This is a genomic window from Paenibacillus sp. FSL R5-0914 (assembly GCF_038004525.1).
GTDB lineage: Bacteria > Bacillota > Bacilli > Paenibacillales > Paenibacillaceae > Paenibacillus_AQ.
Window position 1 is genome coordinate 839583 of sequence record NZ_JBBORH010000001.1, and the last position, 18069, is coordinate 857651.

The 18069-nt window shown below is 45.8% G+C and carries 17 protein-coding genes; all 17 read right to left on the reverse strand.

Annotated features, from left to right (window positions below; translation table 11 throughout):
* Positions 1–6: 6 nt before the first annotated feature.
* Positions 7–774 carry a type III pantothenate kinase gene (locus MKX60_RS03585; RefSeq protein ID WP_042183892.1) on the reverse strand — a complete coding sequence of 256 codons (768 nt, stop codon included), beginning with the start codon at positions 772–774 and terminating at the stop codon, positions 7–9.
* Positions 771–1646 carry a carboxylating nicotinate-nucleotide diphosphorylase gene (nadC, locus tag MKX60_RS03590; protein WP_076286870.1) on the reverse strand — a complete coding sequence of 292 codons (876 nt, stop codon included), beginning with the start codon at positions 1644–1646 and terminating at the stop codon, positions 771–773. The genes MKX60_RS03585 and nadC overlap by 4 nt, the downstream gene beginning before the upstream one ends.
* A complete protein-coding gene (gene nadB / locus MKX60_RS03595; RefSeq protein ID WP_076286871.1) occupies positions 1636–3252 on the reverse strand; it encodes an L-aspartate oxidase in 1617 nt (538 codons plus the stop codon). The genes nadC and nadB overlap by 11 nt, the downstream gene beginning before the upstream one ends.
* A gap of 39 nt (positions 3253–3291) precedes the next feature.
* Positions 3292–4230 (reverse strand): quinolinate synthase NadA, encoded by a 939-nt coding sequence (nadA, locus tag MKX60_RS03600; RefSeq protein WP_042183878.1) that lies wholly within the window; start codon positions 4228–4230, stop codon positions 3292–3294.
* A 258-nt stretch (positions 4231–4488) separates the two neighbouring features.
* Complete coding sequence (gene ftsH / locus MKX60_RS03605) at positions 4489–6543, reverse strand: ATP-dependent zinc metalloprotease FtsH (RefSeq protein WP_042183872.1); 2055 nt, start codon at positions 6541–6543, stop codon at positions 4489–4491.
* A 109-nt stretch (positions 6544–6652) separates the two neighbouring features.
* Entirely contained in the window at positions 6653–7192 is a 540-nt protein-coding gene (hpt, locus tag MKX60_RS03610) for a hypoxanthine phosphoribosyltransferase (RefSeq protein ID WP_042183870.1), read from the reverse strand.
* A gap of 46 nt (positions 7193–7238) precedes the next feature.
* Complete coding sequence (gene tilS, locus MKX60_RS03615; RefSeq protein ID WP_341059089.1) at positions 7239–8681, reverse strand: tRNA lysidine(34) synthetase TilS; 1443 nt, start codon at positions 8679–8681, stop codon at positions 7239–7241.
* A 36-nt stretch (positions 8682–8717) separates the two neighbouring features.
* Positions 8718–9656 (reverse strand): serine/threonine protein kinase, encoded by a 939-nt coding sequence (locus tag MKX60_RS03620; protein ID WP_076286884.1) that lies wholly within the window; start codon positions 9654–9656, stop codon positions 8718–8720.
* A complete protein-coding gene (locus MKX60_RS03625; protein WP_341059091.1) occupies positions 9646–10392 on the reverse strand; it encodes a VWA domain-containing protein in 747 nt (248 codons plus the stop codon). The genes MKX60_RS03620 and MKX60_RS03625 overlap by 11 nt, the downstream gene beginning before the upstream one ends.
* Positions 10393–10906: 514 nt before the next feature.
* The gene (spoIIE, locus tag MKX60_RS03630; protein ID WP_076300975.1) at positions 10907–13414 is read right to left on the reverse strand and encodes a stage II sporulation protein E; all 2508 of its coding nucleotides are present in this window, start codon (positions 13412–13414) and stop codon (positions 10907–10909) included.
* A 343-nt stretch (positions 13415–13757) separates the two neighbouring features.
* Complete coding sequence (locus MKX60_RS03635; RefSeq protein WP_036678766.1) at positions 13758–14258, reverse strand: S1 domain-containing RNA-binding protein; 501 nt, start codon at positions 14256–14258, stop codon at positions 13758–13760.
* A gap of 124 nt (positions 14259–14382) precedes the next feature.
* Positions 14383–14718, reverse strand: a complete 336-nt coding sequence (locus tag MKX60_RS03640) for an FtsB family cell division protein (protein ID WP_042183861.1) — start codon at positions 14716–14718, stop codon at positions 14383–14385.
* A 23-nt stretch (positions 14719–14741) separates the two neighbouring features.
* The gene (gene yabQ, locus MKX60_RS03645) at positions 14742–15305 is read right to left on the reverse strand and encodes a spore cortex biosynthesis protein YabQ (RefSeq protein ID WP_076286874.1); all 564 of its coding nucleotides are present in this window, start codon (positions 15303–15305) and stop codon (positions 14742–14744) included.
* A complete protein-coding gene (yabP, locus tag MKX60_RS03650) occupies positions 15302–15586 on the reverse strand; it encodes a sporulation protein YabP (RefSeq protein ID WP_042123140.1) in 285 nt (94 codons plus the stop codon). The genes yabQ and yabP overlap by 4 nt, the downstream gene beginning before the upstream one ends.
* A gap of 137 nt (positions 15587–15723) precedes the next feature.
* Positions 15724–16002 carry an RNA-binding S4 domain-containing protein gene (locus tag MKX60_RS03655; protein ID WP_042183857.1) on the reverse strand — a complete coding sequence of 93 codons (279 nt, stop codon included), beginning with the start codon at positions 16000–16002 and terminating at the stop codon, positions 15724–15726.
* The gene (locus tag MKX60_RS03660) at positions 16002–16274 is read right to left on the reverse strand and encodes an HU family DNA-binding protein (RefSeq protein WP_036678778.1); all 273 of its coding nucleotides are present in this window, start codon (positions 16272–16274) and stop codon (positions 16002–16004) included. The genes MKX60_RS03655 and MKX60_RS03660 overlap by 1 nt, the downstream gene beginning before the upstream one ends.
* A 287-nt stretch (positions 16275–16561) precedes the next feature.
* Entirely contained in the window at positions 16562–18061 is a 1500-nt protein-coding gene (gene mazG / locus MKX60_RS03665; protein ID WP_341059092.1) for a nucleoside triphosphate pyrophosphohydrolase, read from the reverse strand.
* Positions 18062–18069: the final 8 nt, after the last annotated feature.

The window sequence follows — 18069 nt, forward strand, 5'->3', positions numbered from 1 at the left end:
TTATCTTTATTGGTTACGGTCATAAATAATTCGTAATCCTTCTAGTGTTAACATAGGATTTACTTCGTCGATACAATCCGTCTCCCCCGCAATTAGCGAAGCGAGGCCTCCAGTAGAAATAACCTTCAGTTCCGGAGCGTTCATCTCGATTTTGATACGCTTTACAATCCCCTCGACTTGGCCTGCATACCCAAAAATAATACCAGCCTGCATAGCGTGAACTGTATTACGTCCGATAACCTTTTTAGGCTTCTCCAACTCAATTCGTGGCAGTTTCGACGCCCGCTGGTATAAGGCCTCTGTAGAAATAACAAGACCCGGAACAATCGCTCCTCCAAGATAATTAGCCCCTGCATCGATACAGTCGAAGGTCGTAGCCGTACCAAAATCAACAACAACAAGCGGACATTTATATTGTTCAATCGCAGCCACAGCATTAACAATCCGGTCTGCGCCAATCTCACGCGGATTCTCATAGCGAAGATTAAGTCCCGTTTTTATCCCTGGTCCTACGAGTAACGGATCTTTGCCTATATACTTTATACACATATCCACGATAGTCTTAACCAGAGGTGGAACTACCGAGGATATAATTACACCTTCCACATCTTTAACAGAGATCCCTGACATCTGAAAAAGATTGTGTATCAGCACTCCATATTCGTCCACGGTGGATTGGCGCGCAGTACTTAGCCGAAAATGATGTAACAATTCGCGCTTTCTGTATACACCGAGAACAATATTGGTATTACCGACATCGACAGCAAGCATCATGATGAGGACCCTTCCTTCTTGGCATTAAGGTCTAGACTAATATCCAGACTGGAAAAGGAGTACGTAAGGCGTCCTACAGAAATCACATCCACACCTGTTTCTGCGATCCCACGAACCGTTTCTAACGATACATTGCCGGAGGCCTCTGTCTTGACATGTGGAGCTTTAGCTTTAATCCTAGCCACCGCTTGCTTCATCATCTCGTTAGACATATTATCAAGCATAATAATATCAGCACCTGCTGCCAGCGCCTCTTCGACTTGCTCTAAGTTCTCAGTCTCTACTTCAATGCTCATCGTATGTGGAATGTTCTTCCGCGCACGACCTACTGCCTGCCTAATACCACCTGCACCTTTGATATGATTGTCCTTGATCATAACCGCATCATATAGACCAAAGCGATGATTAAAGCCTCCACCAACACGAACTGCATATTTTTCCAGCATACGATGTCCTGGTGTAGTCTTACGTGTATCTACTAGACGAGTCGGTAATCCATCGAGCACCTGTACGAAAGATGACGTACGTGATGCTACACCGGAAAGACGCTGCATCAAGTTGAGTGCAAGCCGTTCACCTGTAAGAATTGCATGTGTGCTTCCCTCTACCTCGATAATTACAGTCCCTTTTGTCACTGCTTGACCTTCTTCTACAAGGGCTGTAAAGCTAAGCGTAGGATCAACAATTTCAAAAACCAACTCTGCAATCGGGATACCACAAATTACGCCTTCTTCTTTAGCATGAATAATCCCTTTAGATTCATGGCCAACAGGTATTGTCATTTGTGTTGTTACATCACCGGAACCTACATCTTCCCGCAGCCAAGCCTTAATGGATTGTACTAGTTCTTCATTGTAACCATTAAACATCATCGCTTAATTCCTCCACTATTCCCAGATCGCGAATTTGAAGCAGGTGCTTGCGCCACTGATCATCACTTCGCTGCGGGTAATCCTCACGGTAATGTGCCCCGCGACTCTCTTCCCGTGCTAGAGCAGACTCTGTCACGAGCAAACAGCAGGTCAGCATATTAGCGAACTCGTATTCCTCACGTTTAGTCAATACGGATCCAAAGATGGGTAGCTGCCGTTTCAATTCTTCTATTCCCTTAGACAAGGTCTCTTCATTACGTCGTAATCCAGCATATCGAACCATTACCTTTTGTAGCTTCAAACGGCGTTCCACAATAGCTTGAGTTGGCGAATCAACACGCCCTTCGTTGCTACTAACTGATGTAACATCACGTCCAAGCGGAGATAATTGGCGAATCCGCTCAATAATACGATGTCCAAAAACAACTGCTTCTGATAATGAATTGCTTGCTAATCGATTAGCCCCATGTACGCCTGTGGAAGAAACCTCCCCGCAAGCAAACAAGCGAGGAATCGTACTCTCCCCATTTAGATCGGTCTTAATGCCCCCCATCATATAATGCGCAGCTGGAGCCACTGGAATCCAATCACTTGTAATATCCAGTCCATAGCCCATACAGGTCTCATGTATTGTAGGGAAACGATGCTTCACCATTTCTGGGGATTCATGCGTAATATCCAAATAGACAAACGTTGACTTTGTAAGCTCCATTTCACTTACAATAGCCCGAGCTACAATATCTCGTGGGGCTAGCTCAAGCAACTCATGATATCGTTCCATGAACCGCTCTCCATTAATATTGCGCAATACCGCTCCTTCCCCACGGACTGCTTCGGAGATTAGGAATCTAGGAGCTCCAGGATAACTCAATGCTGTAGGATGAAATTGAATAAATTCCATATCTCGTATATGAGCCCCGGCACGATAAGCAATGGCTACCCCGTCGCCTGTAGCTACTTCAGGGTTGGTAGTGTATCTAAATAATTGTCCTGCTCCACCAGAGCACAAAATAGTCGCATCCCCTTGCAGGAATAACCGTCCGCCGCCGGGACGCTGCAACAATGCGCCTACACATTCTCCACCTTCAGTGATGAGATCAATGACATAATGATCATCCCACACCTCAATGTTCTCATGTTCAGCTACCTGTTCAGCCAAGGCACGAACAATCTCATAACCTGTAGCATCTCCATTAGCATGCAAAATACGACGGTGACTATGCGCTCCTTCCTGCGTCAAAGCCAGTACCCCATCTTCCTTATCAAAAAGAGTACCTAAACGAATTAGCTCATGAACTCTATCTGGTCCTTCATTAACAAGTGCATCGACAGCTGTGGATGAGCAAAGACCTGCTCCCGCCATTAATGTATCCTGCCGGTGGTAAGCAGGGGAATCGTCCTCAGCTATTACAGCTGCGATCCCCCCCTGTGCATAGCGAGTATTACTCTCCATTACTGATTTCTTTGTGATCATAATGACACGCCGATCTTCACTAGCTTTAATAGCCGTGAACAATCCGGCAATCCCTGAACCGATAACAATACAATCTGTCTTTACTTTAGGAATATCCCGAAGATCAAAATCAACCAAATATTGTGGAATCATGACCGCGTTTCACCTGTTTCAACGAAAGAGTAGCGCATACTACCGGACTTGTAGCATGCGCTCTAGGGAAGTTCTGGCTTTGTCGGCGACAGCAGGCGGTACATAGATTTGTGGCTTCATCGTCTCCAGGCATTTCACCAGTTTTTTTAGATTGTTAACTTTCATATTAGGACAAACAAGAAATTTTGTAGCAAAATGGAATTCTTTATCCGGACTATCTTTACGAAGCTGATATCCTGTACCATCCTCAGTTCCAACGATAAATTGCTTACGGTCAGATTTCCGGCAATACTCGAGAATGGATGTAGTACTACCTACATAATCACCCATGGCCACTACTTCCGGACGACATTCTGGATGAACTACAAATTCTGCTTCTGGGTATTTCGCTCTCATTTCTACTACATCTTTAACAGTCAACATATCATGAGTGTTGCAATAGCCTTCCCAGATAATCAGTTTTTTGCCGGTCTGATCTTGTACGTATTGACCAAGATTCTTATCGGGTACCCAGATAATTTCTTCAGCATCGAGGGATTCGATTACTTTCACGGCATTGGCAGAGGTACAACAGATATCAGTTTCCGCTTTAATCTCTGCAGACGAGTTGATATAAGTCACCACTTTAGCATTTGGATGTTGCGCTTTAAGCTTACGCAAACCGTCTACATTGACCATATCAGCCATTGGGCAGCCTGCACGTTCATCAGGAATAAGGACGGTTTTGTTTGGAGCCAGAATTTTAGCACTTTCCCCCATGAAATGAACACCGCAGAATACAATAACCTCTGCATCAGTCTCTGCAGCCTTCTGAGCGAGTAAAAAAGAGTCTCCCCGGAAATCGGCAACCTCCTGAATTTCATCACGTTGATAATAATGAGCTAAAATGATTGCGTTTCTTTCCTTCTTAAGCTGTTCAAGACGTATACGAAGTTCTCGATTCTGTTCCTGCTTACGCTCAAGTGCCAGAGCTTCCACCGATTGTTCTCCCCCTTAAATCTTCGCGGCTTTACGCCGGTGCGATGTTATCAAATGGCATGAGCCATCATCCGAAAAAATGAATAAGCTGATGTTAATAGTAAGTAATATTAATCACTAATGTACACAACGTTCCAGCCCCTGTCAATGTGACTAGACAGGCTTCTAAGCATGAAATTACCTAAAAATTAAAATAAAAAATCCGGAGAGCAATTACGCTCTCCGGATTAATTTACATCTTATGAATAGTGATCCTGCTTAGGTAAGGCTAGTTCCGCCGCCTTTATTGTCATCATCAGATCCGTCATTACCCTCAGATTCAGGTTTGTTCGGGATTTCCTTTGATAGGTTCGGAGGCGTGGAATCAGTATCTTCAGACTTGCCTTGAATGCGGACACGCACATCACCGATATTATCAATGACAGGTTCGCCAACTTCAAGCGCAACGCCTTCGCCACCCTCAGCCTTACCATCTTCAGAAAGGAATCCTTGTTCAATCAGCTCTTTAATCTGATCAAGCTCAAGTGTTTCCTTCTCAAGTAACGTATTGGCAATCAGGTGCATTTCTTTAGAGTATTTGAGCAACAGTTCTTTACAACGTTCGTAGCTCGAAGTAATAAAGTTCTGCATTTCTTGATCAATCTCATAAGCAATGGAATCACTATAATTCTGTTCATGCCCAATATCACGACCCAAGAATACTTGGCCTTGAGAAGAGCCGAACTGCATAGGTCCAAGCTTATCGCTCATACCGTACTCCATGATCATGGCACGCACGATGCGCGTAGCCTGTTGGAAGTCACTGTATGCGCCCGTACCGATCTCACCAATAAACAATTCTTCGGCAACACGCCCACCAAGTAATCCAGTAACCTTATCCAAAAGCTCCTGCTTGGTAACGATCATCCGATCTTCCTTCGGAAGCATAATAACATATCCGCCGGCACGTCCGCGTGGGATAATTGTAACTTTATGCACCATATCAGCATGCTCAAGGAAATAACCAGCTATAGTATGGCCTGCTTCATGGTAAGCAACAATGCGTTTCTCACGGTCACTGATAACCCGACTACGTTTCTCAGTACCCACGATAACACGGTCAATGGCTTCATCCACTTCAATCATGGAAATATCTTTGCGGTTACGACGTGCAGCTAGCAATGCTGCCTCATTTAGCAGATTCTCTAGATCAGCACCCGTGAATCCAGTTGTGCGTTTAGCAACAACATCCAGTCTTACATCTTTCGTAAGTGGCTTGTTACGAGCGTGAACCTTAAGTACAGCTTCACGGCCTTTTACGTCAGGGCGGTCAACCGTAATTTGACGGTCAAAACGTCCTGGACGAAGTAATGCAGGATCAAGTATATCAGCACGGTTAGTTGCCGCAACAATAATAATGCCTTCGTTACCACCGAATCCATCCATCTCAACCAGCAATTGGTTAAGTGTCTGCTCGCGCTCGTCATGTCCGCCGCCGAGTCCGGCGCCGCGTTGACGACCCACAGCATCAATTTCATCAATGAAGATAATACATGGCGCGTTCTTCTTAGCGTTCTCGAACAAATCACGTACCCGAGAAGCACCGACACCCACGAACATTTCTACAAAATCGGAACCGGAAATACTAAAGAAAGGAACACCGGCTTCACCTGCTACTGCACGTGCAAGCAATGTTTTACCTGTTCCCGGAGGGCCTACAAGCAGTACGCCTTTAGGGATACGTGCACCGACAGCTGCAAATTTGCGCGGATCTTTCAGGAACTCAACGACTTCGACAAGCTCTTGCTTCTCTTCGTCCGCCCCTGCAACATCCTCGAAGCTGATTTTCTTCTTCTCTTCATTATATAACCGAGCCTTGCTCTTGCCGAAATTCATGACTTTACCGCCGCCACCTTGCGCCTGGTTAAACAGGAAGAAGAACAAGATGAACATAATGACTAGCGGGATAATAGAAGAAAGGAATGTCAGCCAAATGCTGGTACCTTCCATTTTCTTCTGAGTTAATTCAATCCCATTAACATCACTGGCTTGAATCAGTTCATTAATAGCAGCATCTGTTGGAGGAATATATGTGGAGAAGCTTTTCGATTTAGTATCGGCAGGCAACTCTCTATATTCGCCTGTAACTAAAAAGGCATTACCCTCAAACTGAACCGTCAAATCCTTCACATTGTTGCTCTTGATCTCCTGCCGTAACTCGTCGTATCTAGGGAAATCGGCGGCTTCATTTCCATTGCTCACAAACTGGACAATACCCACCACGACTAAAAATAAAATCAAATAAAAACCAGAATTCCGGATGAACCGATTCATCCCCTACCTCCTCTCGCAACACTCAAGTTATTGTACCATAGCCTCTTGGGACACCTCAAATAAAGGAAGCCAAGGGTGCCCGATCCGTATGATCAAGGCAATCAATAGTTCAATTGGAATAAATCTCAGGCTTCAGTACTCCAACATATGGGAGGTTCCGATACCGCTCGGCATAATCCAATCCGTAGCCTACTACAAATTCGTCTGGCAACACGAAGCCTGTATAGCTGGCTTCCAGATTAACCGTACGACCTGAGGGCTTATCAAACAAGGTAACCACATTGATAGAAGCAGCATTGCGGTTGCGGAGTAGCTCAATCAAATAGCTGAGCGTAAGGCCACTGTCAATAATATCTTCAACGATCAAGATATCGCGGCCTTCTACCGATACATCTAAATCCTTAATAATTTTGACAACACCAGAGGACTTGGTGGATGCTCCATAGCTAGATACTGCCATGAAATCCATCTCAACAGGTACTGTAATGGCTTTAACCAGGTCTGCCATAAATATAAACGCGCCTTTTAGTACACAAATGACTAAAGGGGTACGTCCTGCGTATTCTTCGCTCAGTGTTCGACCGAGCTCCTTAATTTTCTGCTGAAGTTCCTCTTCGGTGATCAAGACTTCTTGAATATCATTTTGCAACTTGCGAAACCTCCTAAGTTATACTATGAAAGACTTACATCGACCATTACGTTTCTTCACGGTCATCCAGCTCTGCTAGAGACAATAGAAGTACCGAGGTCGTTTGCCGCCCTACTGCGGCATGCATCGAGCGTCTTACGCCCGGAATCCAGACGATATTGCCCAAACCATCACAAACGAGGGGGATTATTGAGCGTTCAGCAGCAGGTATTTTATCATCAATATAAATATCTTTTACCTTTTTGCTTCCGTTTAATCCCATGACTCTTATGGTATCTCCAGGCAATCGGGAACGTATCGTTAGTGGAAAGACCAGTTCATCACGGTCAAACCAAGCCGACATCTTCCCATAATCCTCCCCCTGTACAAAAAAGTTTTCTCTCTCCAGCACCGCCATCGACATCACCTTACCTATTTCCTCCAGCTTAAGCTCGGAATCCGGTAAAAACAGACGATATGTATAGCTTGCCTGTTGCTGCGCGGGCTTGGACGAGAACAAGATGATATCATATTGCCGCACACAAGTCAGGCCTCCACCTAAATCCAAACTCCAGGTGGTGGGATAGCTCTGCAGCGTTCCCCGACGTACAGATTCAATCTTGGAGAAATCAAGGGCAGATAGATCCGCCGACAGATAATTTAATATTAGTTTAATCAAACGCCGTTGTAAAGCGGAGGGTATGGCCGCAAATGAAGCTCTGTTAAAGGTATATTTCCCTTCCCCTTCCGAAACCAGCTCCTCAAAGCATTTTACCGCAGATGCCTCCATATATTCATCCTCAGCTCCTGCAATTTCCGCAAGCTGCACAAGTGACTGTCTCACTCTGCCGTTATACCTTTCCAGAAAAGGAAGAACTTCCAATCGAACAGCATTCCGCTTGTATTTCGTCAGCAGATTAGTTGCATCCTCGGCATAGGTGAAACCTTCATTCTGACATAACCCAAGAAGAGCCGTTTTGTTAATACGTAGGAATGGACGAATGAGTTCCACCTTTTTTTCTGTTCTTTTCCACTTGATACCGGACAGCCCCGATAAACCGCTTCCTCGCAATAGACGCATAATCACCGTTTCTGCCTGATCATCCGCATGATGAGCCAGAGCAACAGAGCGCGCCCCATAACGGTGTGCGGTATCAATCAGAAATTCGTATCGCTTCTCGCGTGCTGTCCCCTCAGGGCCGAGTCCACTCTCTTTAGCCAAAGAGGGAATATCGAATTCTGCCAACTCAAAGGGCAGTCCCAATTGTTCAGCCATACCACGTACTAGCTCTGTCTCTTCCTTAGACTCCGCTCTAAATCCGTGATTCACATGAGCGCATATTAAGGTAAGTGGCATAACGTTTAAAGCTATTTCATACAAAACATGCAAAAGAGCCACAGAATCCGGGCCGCCGGAAACTGCGACTACAATGGTGTCATGGGGCGCCCACAGCTCGTGCTCGGCTGCTGACTCCAATACTGACTCCACCAGTCCATTCATTTGCTCCATATGCGGCCCCCCTTCTCTCTAACTATATGTATAAGTTCAAAACCGAAATACCCAATAAATTGTAAAGGCAAGCACAAACAAGGATACCCCAAAAGCATTTTTGAGCCAGCGAGGTGTGTCCATACTATCAGGACGCTTTCTACGCGAATTGTAAATATGGTTTCGCCAGAGCTCTGTAGCATCAGCGGAACCGGTGAAACCTCCTTTTAACGCCAAACAAATCCAAGAGGATAGTTTCTTGTCGGGTAGATTTCTAGCCAGCTTAAACAGCTCATCTACACTTCTTGTCTGCGGCAGCTGTAGCGCAGCTTTCTTGAGCCCCTCTTCATTCAAAAGACGGAGGCACAGTACAGCAAAAGCGAATAGATCATAACCCTCATCACTCGTGCGGCTGCCTGCATTCCAAAAGCCACGGTCATGCCATTCGGTAAACTGCTTCACACTGCGACCAATAGGACTTGTGCCCCCAAAGTCGATCAGCTCCACTTCGCCGTACTTTGATACCATGACGTTCTCCGGCTTCAAATCCCCGAACACAAAACCGCATTCATGCAGTGTGCGCAGCTTATCAAGCAGACCAAGCCCTACCAGGCCTAACCAGTCGGGACCGTTTTTCGATAAAAAATGATGCAGAGGTTTGCCTTCAACATACCTCATTACATAGAAGGGGACATTATCCCCATTCGCAAAATCATCCGCTTCCAAAAAATAAGAAGACAATGGATTCTCACGACGAGCACGATGCTCATTCCGCTTTCGCCGTGATTGCAGCGAGGTTAGTACATTGATCTCCGATTGAAGTTCAAGTGTATCGTATCCGATTTTTAGCGCGTACCTTTCCCGTCTGCCTTCTCTTTGCACAAGATATACGGTTCCGTTCGCGCCCCTTCCCAGCATCCGCTCAACGACATAACGGTTACCCCGCCATTTGCCGTTAATTAAGGTACCAGTAGGATAGGACGGATTAGACGACATACCCACCAATCATCCCTTCTCTTTCGTCGTGGTCATCACTTAGTTGGCGTCCACGATGTTCATCCAGTGTATCATAACGATAATGTTCAAGCACCTTGAAAATAGCTGGACCCGTCGGTGTCGCGCCTCTCATGTGTAATTTAGAGAATAACGTACGAATACCTGACATGTCATGGGTCCAATCTAGATCAAGCTTGGCATCTTCGCTGCTGTTATTTCCAGGATAATGGAACACAGCAATCTCACTCTTACCTTCCCGTGCTTCCAAACTGAGCGCCAAATCGCGGATAGCATCTTCCACAGCACCCAGTTTAGGTTTCATACTAGCACTGGCATCGATAAGAAGTGCAATGCGCAACGGTGTTGTTTCTGTCAGTTCATCTACAACTGTAACAACCTGTGAACGTTGAACAGGAGGTAACTGATCCAATGAGCCATCGCCTAGTATCTTTTTTACCTCTTTATTAACCGCCTGCTGGATCGTCTGAACCACGGTCTTGCGTGTCATCATCTGAATCGTCTGCGCCAGTTGTGGCGTTCCGACTATTCGGCTAAGGCCTCCCCCGGCCTTGGCAATGTCGGCAATCTCCCGGCTTCCGAGCTCGCCGATCGTACCATAATCAACTACACCAACCACATTTACGGTGATTCCCTCCTGCAGGGCATGCGCCGCTGCCAACACCGGACTTTCTCCTACATTCGAACAACCGTCAGTAATGAGCATAATTTGCTTCATAACCCTCAACTCCCCCTTTGTTTGAACCTCTGTTTCTAGCATATCCAGAAATGAGAGATTTCAAACGGTCGCTTTTGTTGGGGAAATTTGTGATCTGAACTAAGGGGATAGTGAATAGGGGAACTGCGAGAAATGTTTGGGCTTTCGATCGCTGTTATTATTTGATTTCTCTATTAAAACCGCCTTCTGCGGTTGAAATCAAATAATAAAGGCGAACGCTCCGCTTCTACAGCTCCAAACTTTCTCTCCGTTCCGTACCTTCACTAGTAAACAGTTTAGATCTAAAAAATTACGCTCCAAAGTCAGCGAAACTCTGAAACGTAAATAGTAGAGGCCGGCGAGTTTCACATCACAGACTCGCCTCGACTACCATTCAAGCACGGCACTATGCCCGTGCTTCAAACCTTTAACAATCAGCACGACGCCTTGCGCGTACTAAAACATACAAGCAACACGACGCTTCGCGCGTGCTAAAACATACAGGCAATACGACACTTCGCGCGTGCCCAACCATCTAACTCACCGTACGCGGACGCTCCATTCGGCCGACACCAGGCATATGCAGACTGGACCACTCTGGGTGGAAATGATCTACACGACTGACGACAATTGTCATGTCATCATGGATCTCATTGCCCTGATAACGAATTACCTTATCTAACAGGCTATCCGCCAAATCTTGAGGATCATCCCCCTCGAGCTCTTGGATCAACCGTTTCATCCATATCTCCTTATTAACGGCATATCCTGGCGCATCATAAATACCATCCGTCATCATAATCAAAATATCACCGGCCCGAAGCTGCATGCTAATCAGATCCACATCGATATCTTTAATGATTCCTATAGGCAGATTGCTAGAGGTTATTGGAATGACCTCACTACCCCTCCGGATAAAGCTCGGTGCGGAAGCAATCTTCATAAAAGTTGTCTGCGCGGAATACTGATCGATCAAAGCCATGTCAACGGTAGCATAGAACTCGTCAGGAGAACGTAATAAGAGAATAGAGTTTACCGACTTTACAGCCAACTTCTCATCCATACCGGACTGCAGTAGCTTTTCTAACATACCGAGGGCGGCACTACTCTCCATTCTCGCCCGCTCACCATTTCCCATTCCATCGCTAATGGATACTGCAAAGGTGCCGTTTCCAAGCTCTACGGTACTGAAGCTATCGCCAGATAACATATCTCCTCCTTTAGAAACAACGGCCACTCCTGTGTTTATCTCAAAGGCTTTGGCTGAACCGAAGGTAACCATCGACAATCCTTCCCGAGGATGGACTGCCGTCTCGCTCATGACAGCAATATTCTCATCTAGTATGTCGGAAAGGAGCGGAGCGATCATTTTACGGCATTCATCAAAACCACGAGTATAGGCATGCACCACCTCTATTTCTACACGCCCAGGATCTAAGCTTAGGATTTCGATACTATGAATAGACAGCCCTAATTTCTCCAATGTCTCACGGATTTGAGCTTCCTGACGATACATAGCCTGTCCCTCACGTTTTATTTCACGCGCCAGGTCCTCCATAACCTGTGACACGCCCGATAACTGCTCGGCAACAAATTGACGACTATCGTATATTTGTCTTTTCCATCGCATATCATGTTGGTAAAGATCATATTGTCCTTTCATGACTTCAAGTACTTCACCAGTTTTACCGCAAATCCGGCTCCATTCCGGAGGCAGCTGAGCTGCCGTAATATCAGGGCATTCCTCAACAGTAGTCATCATATCTGTCATATATCTATACGTCTGATAGAATTTTGCATCCCAGCAGTGGGAACGCCGAATGCATCCTGCACAGGCCCCCTCTGTCACCGTACTCATGAAATCCTCCATCTCACGGTCTGACTTCCCTACTTCTCCGGCACGTGGAATCTGCCCAAAGCTGCTCGACAGCTGCTGGAATACCTGTGAGAATTGCGTCACCCGTTCTGCCGTTAAATCCCTGACCCTTCGCGCATATTCGTGTTGAGATCGGCTATGATCTGACGTGCCAGGAACATATTTAGCAATGGCAGATATCATCGCCTTAGGCGTTATAAGAAATAGCACTACCGCTACGCAGGTTTCCCATGTTGAGGCCATCATATCACCCGGACCCGTAAAATAGACGGAAAGGATCGTGGATCCTAGCAACATCCCGATAGATACTGCACCTTTTCGACCACCCTGCATCATTCCCGCTAGCATTCCAGAAAAAGCAAGCAGGCTCATCTGATAGATAGCACTAATATCCGCCAAACTGAGAATCAATCCGGTCACCACCCCAACAGCAGCCCCAAGAGGAGCCCCCCCTGCCATGGCGAAGAGTAGAATCAAATATCGTGACAATATATGCTCCAAAGACAAACCATTAAGGGTCCAGCCCACAAGGCCCGTCATTACTGAGGCAAGTAAGATAATAAGGCACAGAATCTCCTCGTTCCTGAGCGCTCTACTCTTTTGCTTATAGGTTAGTAAAGGCAGCGCTTGAATGAACACCAGTGTAAGCACAAAACCTAGTAAAGCATCTAGTGTTGTCATCATAAGCGGATACCAAGAAAGAGAAGGTCCAATAACAATCTGGAACAAGCCAACCATAAACGAAGACACGAACACCATAAGTGGTGCATAGGATAAATCTATTCGTTCATAACTTTCCAAGCCTTTATAAACTAAAAAGAAAATAATCAGCTCAGCAGTAGTAACCAAAGCTCCAGGGAATGGAGTAAAGAGACTTCCAGCTATAATGGCTGCAGCTACAGGTAGAATAGAGTCGCGACGCATAAACACAATGACGGCAAAGTATGCGACAGCAAAAGGGGATAGTTCGTCCAGAATCATGGCTCTACCCAGCAGAAACCCCATGAAACTAAGCAATAGCATCCATTTCTTCGCTGCTATTAGCTGAATATACCGTTGTTTCTGACCCCAAGCTGTAATACGCGTACGCAATGCTTGTCTCTGCTTCTTATCTTCACTTCCTACTCTTGTCCACTCTGGCAAATTTACCACGTTGCTTTTACTCATTCCCCTACACCACCCGTTTAAGAATTTATGGTACTCATTATATAACCGGGCAATTGAGAAAGTTTGTCAGAAATGGAGGGACACACACAAGAAATTTCCGACAAAAAAGCCTTCATTCATGATCTGTAAAAAAGCGGTTCTATCCCTTGCGGGACGGTAGGTTGATTGGTTTCAAGATTGTTTACAACGTAATTTCACGCGCTGACGCGGCGGTTATTCGTCAGCGATTGCCCTAGAGTTATGTGAGAATGACATGGATGCTGTCGGCAATTTTATATGACATGACAAAAAAACCGCAAGGGCGAAATGCCCCTGCGGTTATTTATGATGTACAGGTATTGGATTACACACGTTTAGCTCCACGGCCTCCGCGCTTTCCTTCTGTGTTCTTCTTAATCGAAGATATCCGTTCTTCGCTGTCTTTCAGGAATCGCGACATTTTATCCTCGAATGAAGGTTTACCGGCTGCAGGCTTAAATGGACGCCCACCCCGTTCACGATTGAATCCACCGCCGCCTCCACCACTGCCGCCTCCACCGCCGAAACGGTCTCCGCCGCTAGGACGTTCTGGTCTTGGAGCTCTAGGCGGACGTACTTCCGATGCTGGCTTGTCAACAGCCTGCTTAATGGAAAGTCCGATCTTGCCGTCCTTATCGACGTTGATCACCTTGACTGTTACTACATCACTAATCTTCAGATGATCGTTAACATCCTTGACATAATTATCGGCGATTTCCGAGATGTGAACGAGACCTGTGACACCTCCTGACAGATCCACAAATGCTCCGAAATGCGTGATGCCTGTCACTTTGCCTTCTAACTTGGTGCCCACTTCAATTGCCATAGAATAAAATGATCCTCCCTTAAAAATATACAGACGAATATTAAGGTCATCCTGTCTGCGGTGATTTGATTATACAGTAAAGAGCAAAGCAAGGCAACAGAGTAAAAGCCTCTTTTCGCCGCTATTATTGCTCTGATTGCTCTGTTCGAATAGGAGTTTCCCCTTGAGGATAGATATTGTACCATTTACGTGCTAATTGGCCAATATACTCGTCATCATTAAGTCTGGATAATTCATATTTTAATTGAGTTAAAGATGCCATGACATCCTCACTAGTCTCCTGTTTCTTTGCAAGTTCCTCACCCTTGTCCGCAATGACCGCACTTTGAGCGAAGTAAGTATAACCCGCCCAACCAAAAAATACTGCCACAAAGACAATCCACATAAATCTTCTTCTCTTCGCGCCTGCGGCCGAATTTTTGCTATGATTACTTTTCTCTTCCGCAGTAAATCTGTTCATGCAACGTACCCCCTAATTCAAGGTCAGCGTTTCCGCCATTTGGTAATCCATTCAGTGATCTTCACAATCCAGGCGCTATGTGTCAGCCGCGATAACTGTGGAGAGATCCACCTAACAGGTAATACCCAAATTGGTTTGGTCAGACGCAGCAGAAGCTTAAAGATGAACCGCAGAATACGACCTAGTAGCTTTAGCAGCCCTAAAATAAATCGCCAAAGCCAGAGAAGAGGTGTACCTATCAGGATCTCCACAAGTCTCCACAGCAACCTGCACATATACTGAACCGATTGAATTAACCTTAACACAAAACGCCGCACCGTAACACTGAAGATTAAAAAATAGATCCATACTCCTAGAAACAAACCTAGAAAGACATAAAACCGCAATTGTCCTTGATTTCCGGCATACAGCATACGAAAAACGAGCAAGGCGGCCCAAAGCCAATACAGTAGATCTAGCATGGCATTCAGCCATTTGGGAAAATTGAACTTCAGCGACAGCACCCGGTAGCTGTCATAGGCCAGTCCCATTGCCAGCCCGGCCATGATCATGTAGAACAGCGTCACCCACTGGACTGCAGGATTCATTTAAATAGCTTACCGAGCAGACCTTTATTTTTGCCCTGCGATCCGGGATCGAGATAAATCAGGGAATGTACATTGCCCTCTAGGGACAACATTCCGTTCTCCAGACTTAAATTTTTGATATGTAAATGATTCCCGCGAATGGTGAGATGGCCGAGTTCTGTACGAAGCAAAAATTCCTCGCTGTCGAAGCTCTCCACATTTTGCACGCCCGTCAACTCCAGCTGCTTCCGACTGCGCATGTGCAGATCATGCTGTTTGTTTACCTTTCCTGGCTCGATCATAGCATGTACCCCTCCTTCTTACCTCTAATCTATGGCAGAGGCAGAAGTTATAGAACATCCCGTCCCACTAAAAATAATAGAAACAAAAAGAAGGCACAACTCTACAAAATGTAAAGTTATGCCTTCTTCTATTACTCTTACCAGTCCAGTCCGCTGCTTTTGGCAACAGGCTCTTCCCGAACTAGAGTATACATACCAGCGGCCTCGTCCTTGCGAGTCGTTTCGACCAGCTTTTCTACTTTGACCGTTACAAGCTTTTGTCCAAATTGTACAGTAATCTCGTCACCGATCTTAACTGCACTACTAGGTTTAGATTCCCGCCCGTTAATCAGTACCCGGCCTTGTTCGGACACATCCTTGGCCACTGTGCGACGCTTAATTAAACGGGACACTTTCAGGAATTTGTCAAGACGCATTAGTTAACGGCTTCTTTAAGCTTGTTACCAGCTTTGAAAGCCGGTACAGTCGATTCTGGAATTTCAATCGTTGTGCCCGTTTGCGGGTTGCGACCAGTGCGTCCTGCACGTTTGCGAGTTTCAAAAGTTCCGAAACCGATCAGTTGGACTTTATCACCTTTTGCCAAAGCTTCTGTAATCTCACCCAAGAATCCGTTCAATACTGCTTCTACATCTTTTTTTGCCAATCCGTTTTTCTCGGAAATGTTGTTTACCAAATCTGTCTTGTTCATAATTTAAAGTTCCTCCTAGGATACGAAAAAATAAATGAAACGAGAATCACCACCATAATATGGGGCGAATCGCATTTCGTCTTTATGTTATTCTTGATGTCACCTTAAAATCCTGCCACGATTCGTCGTTTTTTAAAAAAAGAAGCAGTTATTTCTCAGAAATCGTCGCAGAATCTATTCTATAGCACTATTAAACTACTGGCCACATTCTAAATCAGAAAATAAAAGCTACATCCACAGCATTGCCCCATTTTTGAGTCCATATACCGTAAAGGGGCTGTGAATTACTAGACTTTTCGCTCCTCAGCCTTAGCCTCTTGCCATAGTTCTTCCATCTCTTCCAAACTACTATCCTTTACGCTCGTTCCCTTGCGCTGCAAGCTTTGCTCAATATATTGAAACCGGCGCACAAATTTGCGGTTAGTCCGGGTTAATGCCTCTTCCGGATCTGCACCGATAAAACGAGCAACATTCGTAACTGCAAACAACAAATCTCCAAGTTCCAGAATTTGATCATCTGATGCTGCATCTGTGTCAATCGCCTCCTGCAGCTCATCGATCTCCTCACGAATCTTGGCTATGCAATCCGTAGCGTTGTCCCAGTCAAAGCCCACCTTGGATGCTTTTTTCTGAAGCTTGTATGCCTTCATAAGAGCAGGCAGGTCACACGGAACACCACTAAGAACGGATAATTCCTCTGGCTTCACACCTTTACGCCGCTTCTCTTCTGCCTTCATGCCCTCCCAGTTCTTCAGCGCTTCTTCGGCATCATTCGCATTGGTATCCCCAAATACGTGAGGGTGACGGAAGATAAGCTTATCATTCAGCCCTTCAATGACGTCATACACGTTAAACGTGCCAAGCTCCTCCTCCATTTGAGAGTGAAGCATAATTTGCAGCAAAAGGTCGCCCAGCTCCTCTTTCATATGATCGGGGTCATCCTCATCAATCGTTTCAAGGACTTCATAGGTTTCTTCGATTAAATTTTTGCGCAGGGATTCATGTGTCTGCTCCCGATCCCATGGACAACCTTCCGGGCTTCGAAGAATATCGACAATCTCATGCAGACGGGCAAAGGTACGATTTCTTAGATTCTCGTCACGATTCGCAGGTACATAAACTAACGACAGGTTGCCATAACCGTCGAGTCGATCCAGTTCGTACAGTGGGACTCTTACAATACTTTCTTCGTTCTCGACACCGAGTGCATGCCCCACAACAACTTCATATTCAGGCGGATACAGCTCCATCAAACATAATTTTGTCTCCGAGGCTGTAAAGCTATCGTATACCTGACCAATCAGAGTATGTAGTTCAGGCTGAAGCTGAGCACTGCGAATGCCTGAAGCATCTAGTAACTGAAACCCTTCAATGGGGTCAAACCCCAGTCGAACAAACGCCTCGTCGAGAAAGCTCTCCCCACCCAATATTTGCAGTTCAATGCCTTCCTCAGGACACCGCTCGCGCAGCTGCGAAACCGCTGATTCCGCAACCATAGGATGACCCGGAACCGCGTAAACAATATCTGTACCGTCTGCTGCTGCTTGAGCCTCTTCAATCAGTTTTGAAGTAATCGCTGCATACACCTCTGGAAACGAGGATAAAGATTCATACAATCCATCAAAGGACTGGGAAGTTATTTCAAGCTCGGAGAGGGCAGCCATGACTGGATGCTCTTTTGTGCGGACATAGACAACGGATGCTGCCTTCAGCTTCTTTATAATTCCTAGCGTCAATCGATCAGGGTTGCCTGAACCCAGACCGACGACCGTTAATGTTGCACTCATGTCTTTTC

What these genes read in the sequence shown, in the direction of transcription:
- yabP (WP_042123140.1), bottom strand. Translation starts at nt 15,586, where the DNA reads ATGATCGAGCCAGGAAAGGTAAACAAACAGCATGATCTGCACATGCGC.
- MKX60_RS03585 (WP_042183892.1), bottom strand. Translation starts at nt 774, where the DNA reads ATGATGCTTGCTGTCGATGTCGGTAATACCAATATTGTTCTCGGTGTA.
- MKX60_RS03620 (WP_076286884.1), bottom strand. Translation starts at nt 9,656, where the DNA reads ATGTCGTCTAATCCGTCCTATCCTACTGGTACCTTAATTAACGGCAAA.
- mazG (WP_341059092.1), bottom strand. Translation starts at nt 18,061, where the DNA reads ATGAGTGCAACATTAACGGTCGTCGGTCTGGGTTCAGGCAACCCTGAT.
- MKX60_RS03625 (WP_341059091.1), bottom strand. Translation starts at nt 10,392, where the DNA reads ATGAAGCAAATTATGCTCATTACTGACGGTTGTTCGAATGTAGGAGAA.
- nadB (WP_076286871.1), bottom strand. Translation starts at nt 3,252, where the DNA reads ATGATTCCACAATATTTGGTTGATTTTGATCTTCGGGATATTCCTAAA.
- nadC (WP_076286870.1), bottom strand. Translation starts at nt 1,646, where the DNA reads ATGATGTTTAATGGTTACAATGAAGAACTAGTACAATCCATTAAGGCT.
- MKX60_RS03660 (WP_036678778.1), bottom strand. Translation starts at nt 16,274, where the DNA reads ATGAACAAGACAGATTTGGTAAACAACATTTCCGAGAAAAACGGATTG.
- MKX60_RS03635 (WP_036678766.1), bottom strand. Translation starts at nt 14,258, where the DNA reads ATGGCAATTGAAGTGGGCACCAAGTTAGAAGGCAAAGTGACAGGCATC.
- MKX60_RS03655 (WP_042183857.1), bottom strand. Translation starts at nt 16,002, where the DNA reads ATGCGTCTTGACAAATTCCTGAAAGTGTCCCGTTTAATTAAGCGTCGC.
- MKX60_RS03640 (WP_042183861.1), bottom strand. Translation starts at nt 14,718, where the DNA reads ATGAACAGATTTACTGCGGAAGAGAAAAGTAATCATAGCAAAAATTCG.
- spoIIE (WP_076300975.1), bottom strand. Translation starts at nt 13,414, where the DNA reads ATGAGTAAAAGCAACGTGGTAAATTTGCCAGAGTGGACAAGAGTAGGA.
- ftsH (WP_042183872.1), bottom strand. Translation starts at nt 6,543, where the DNA reads ATGAATCGGTTCATCCGGAATTCTGGTTTTTATTTGATTTTATTTTTA.
- tilS (WP_341059089.1), bottom strand. Translation starts at nt 8,681, where the DNA reads ATGGAGCAAATGAATGGACTGGTGGAGTCAGTATTGGAGTCAGCAGCC.
- yabQ (WP_076286874.1), bottom strand. Translation starts at nt 15,305, where the DNA reads ATGAATCCTGCAGTCCAGTGGGTGACGCTGTTCTACATGATCATGGCC.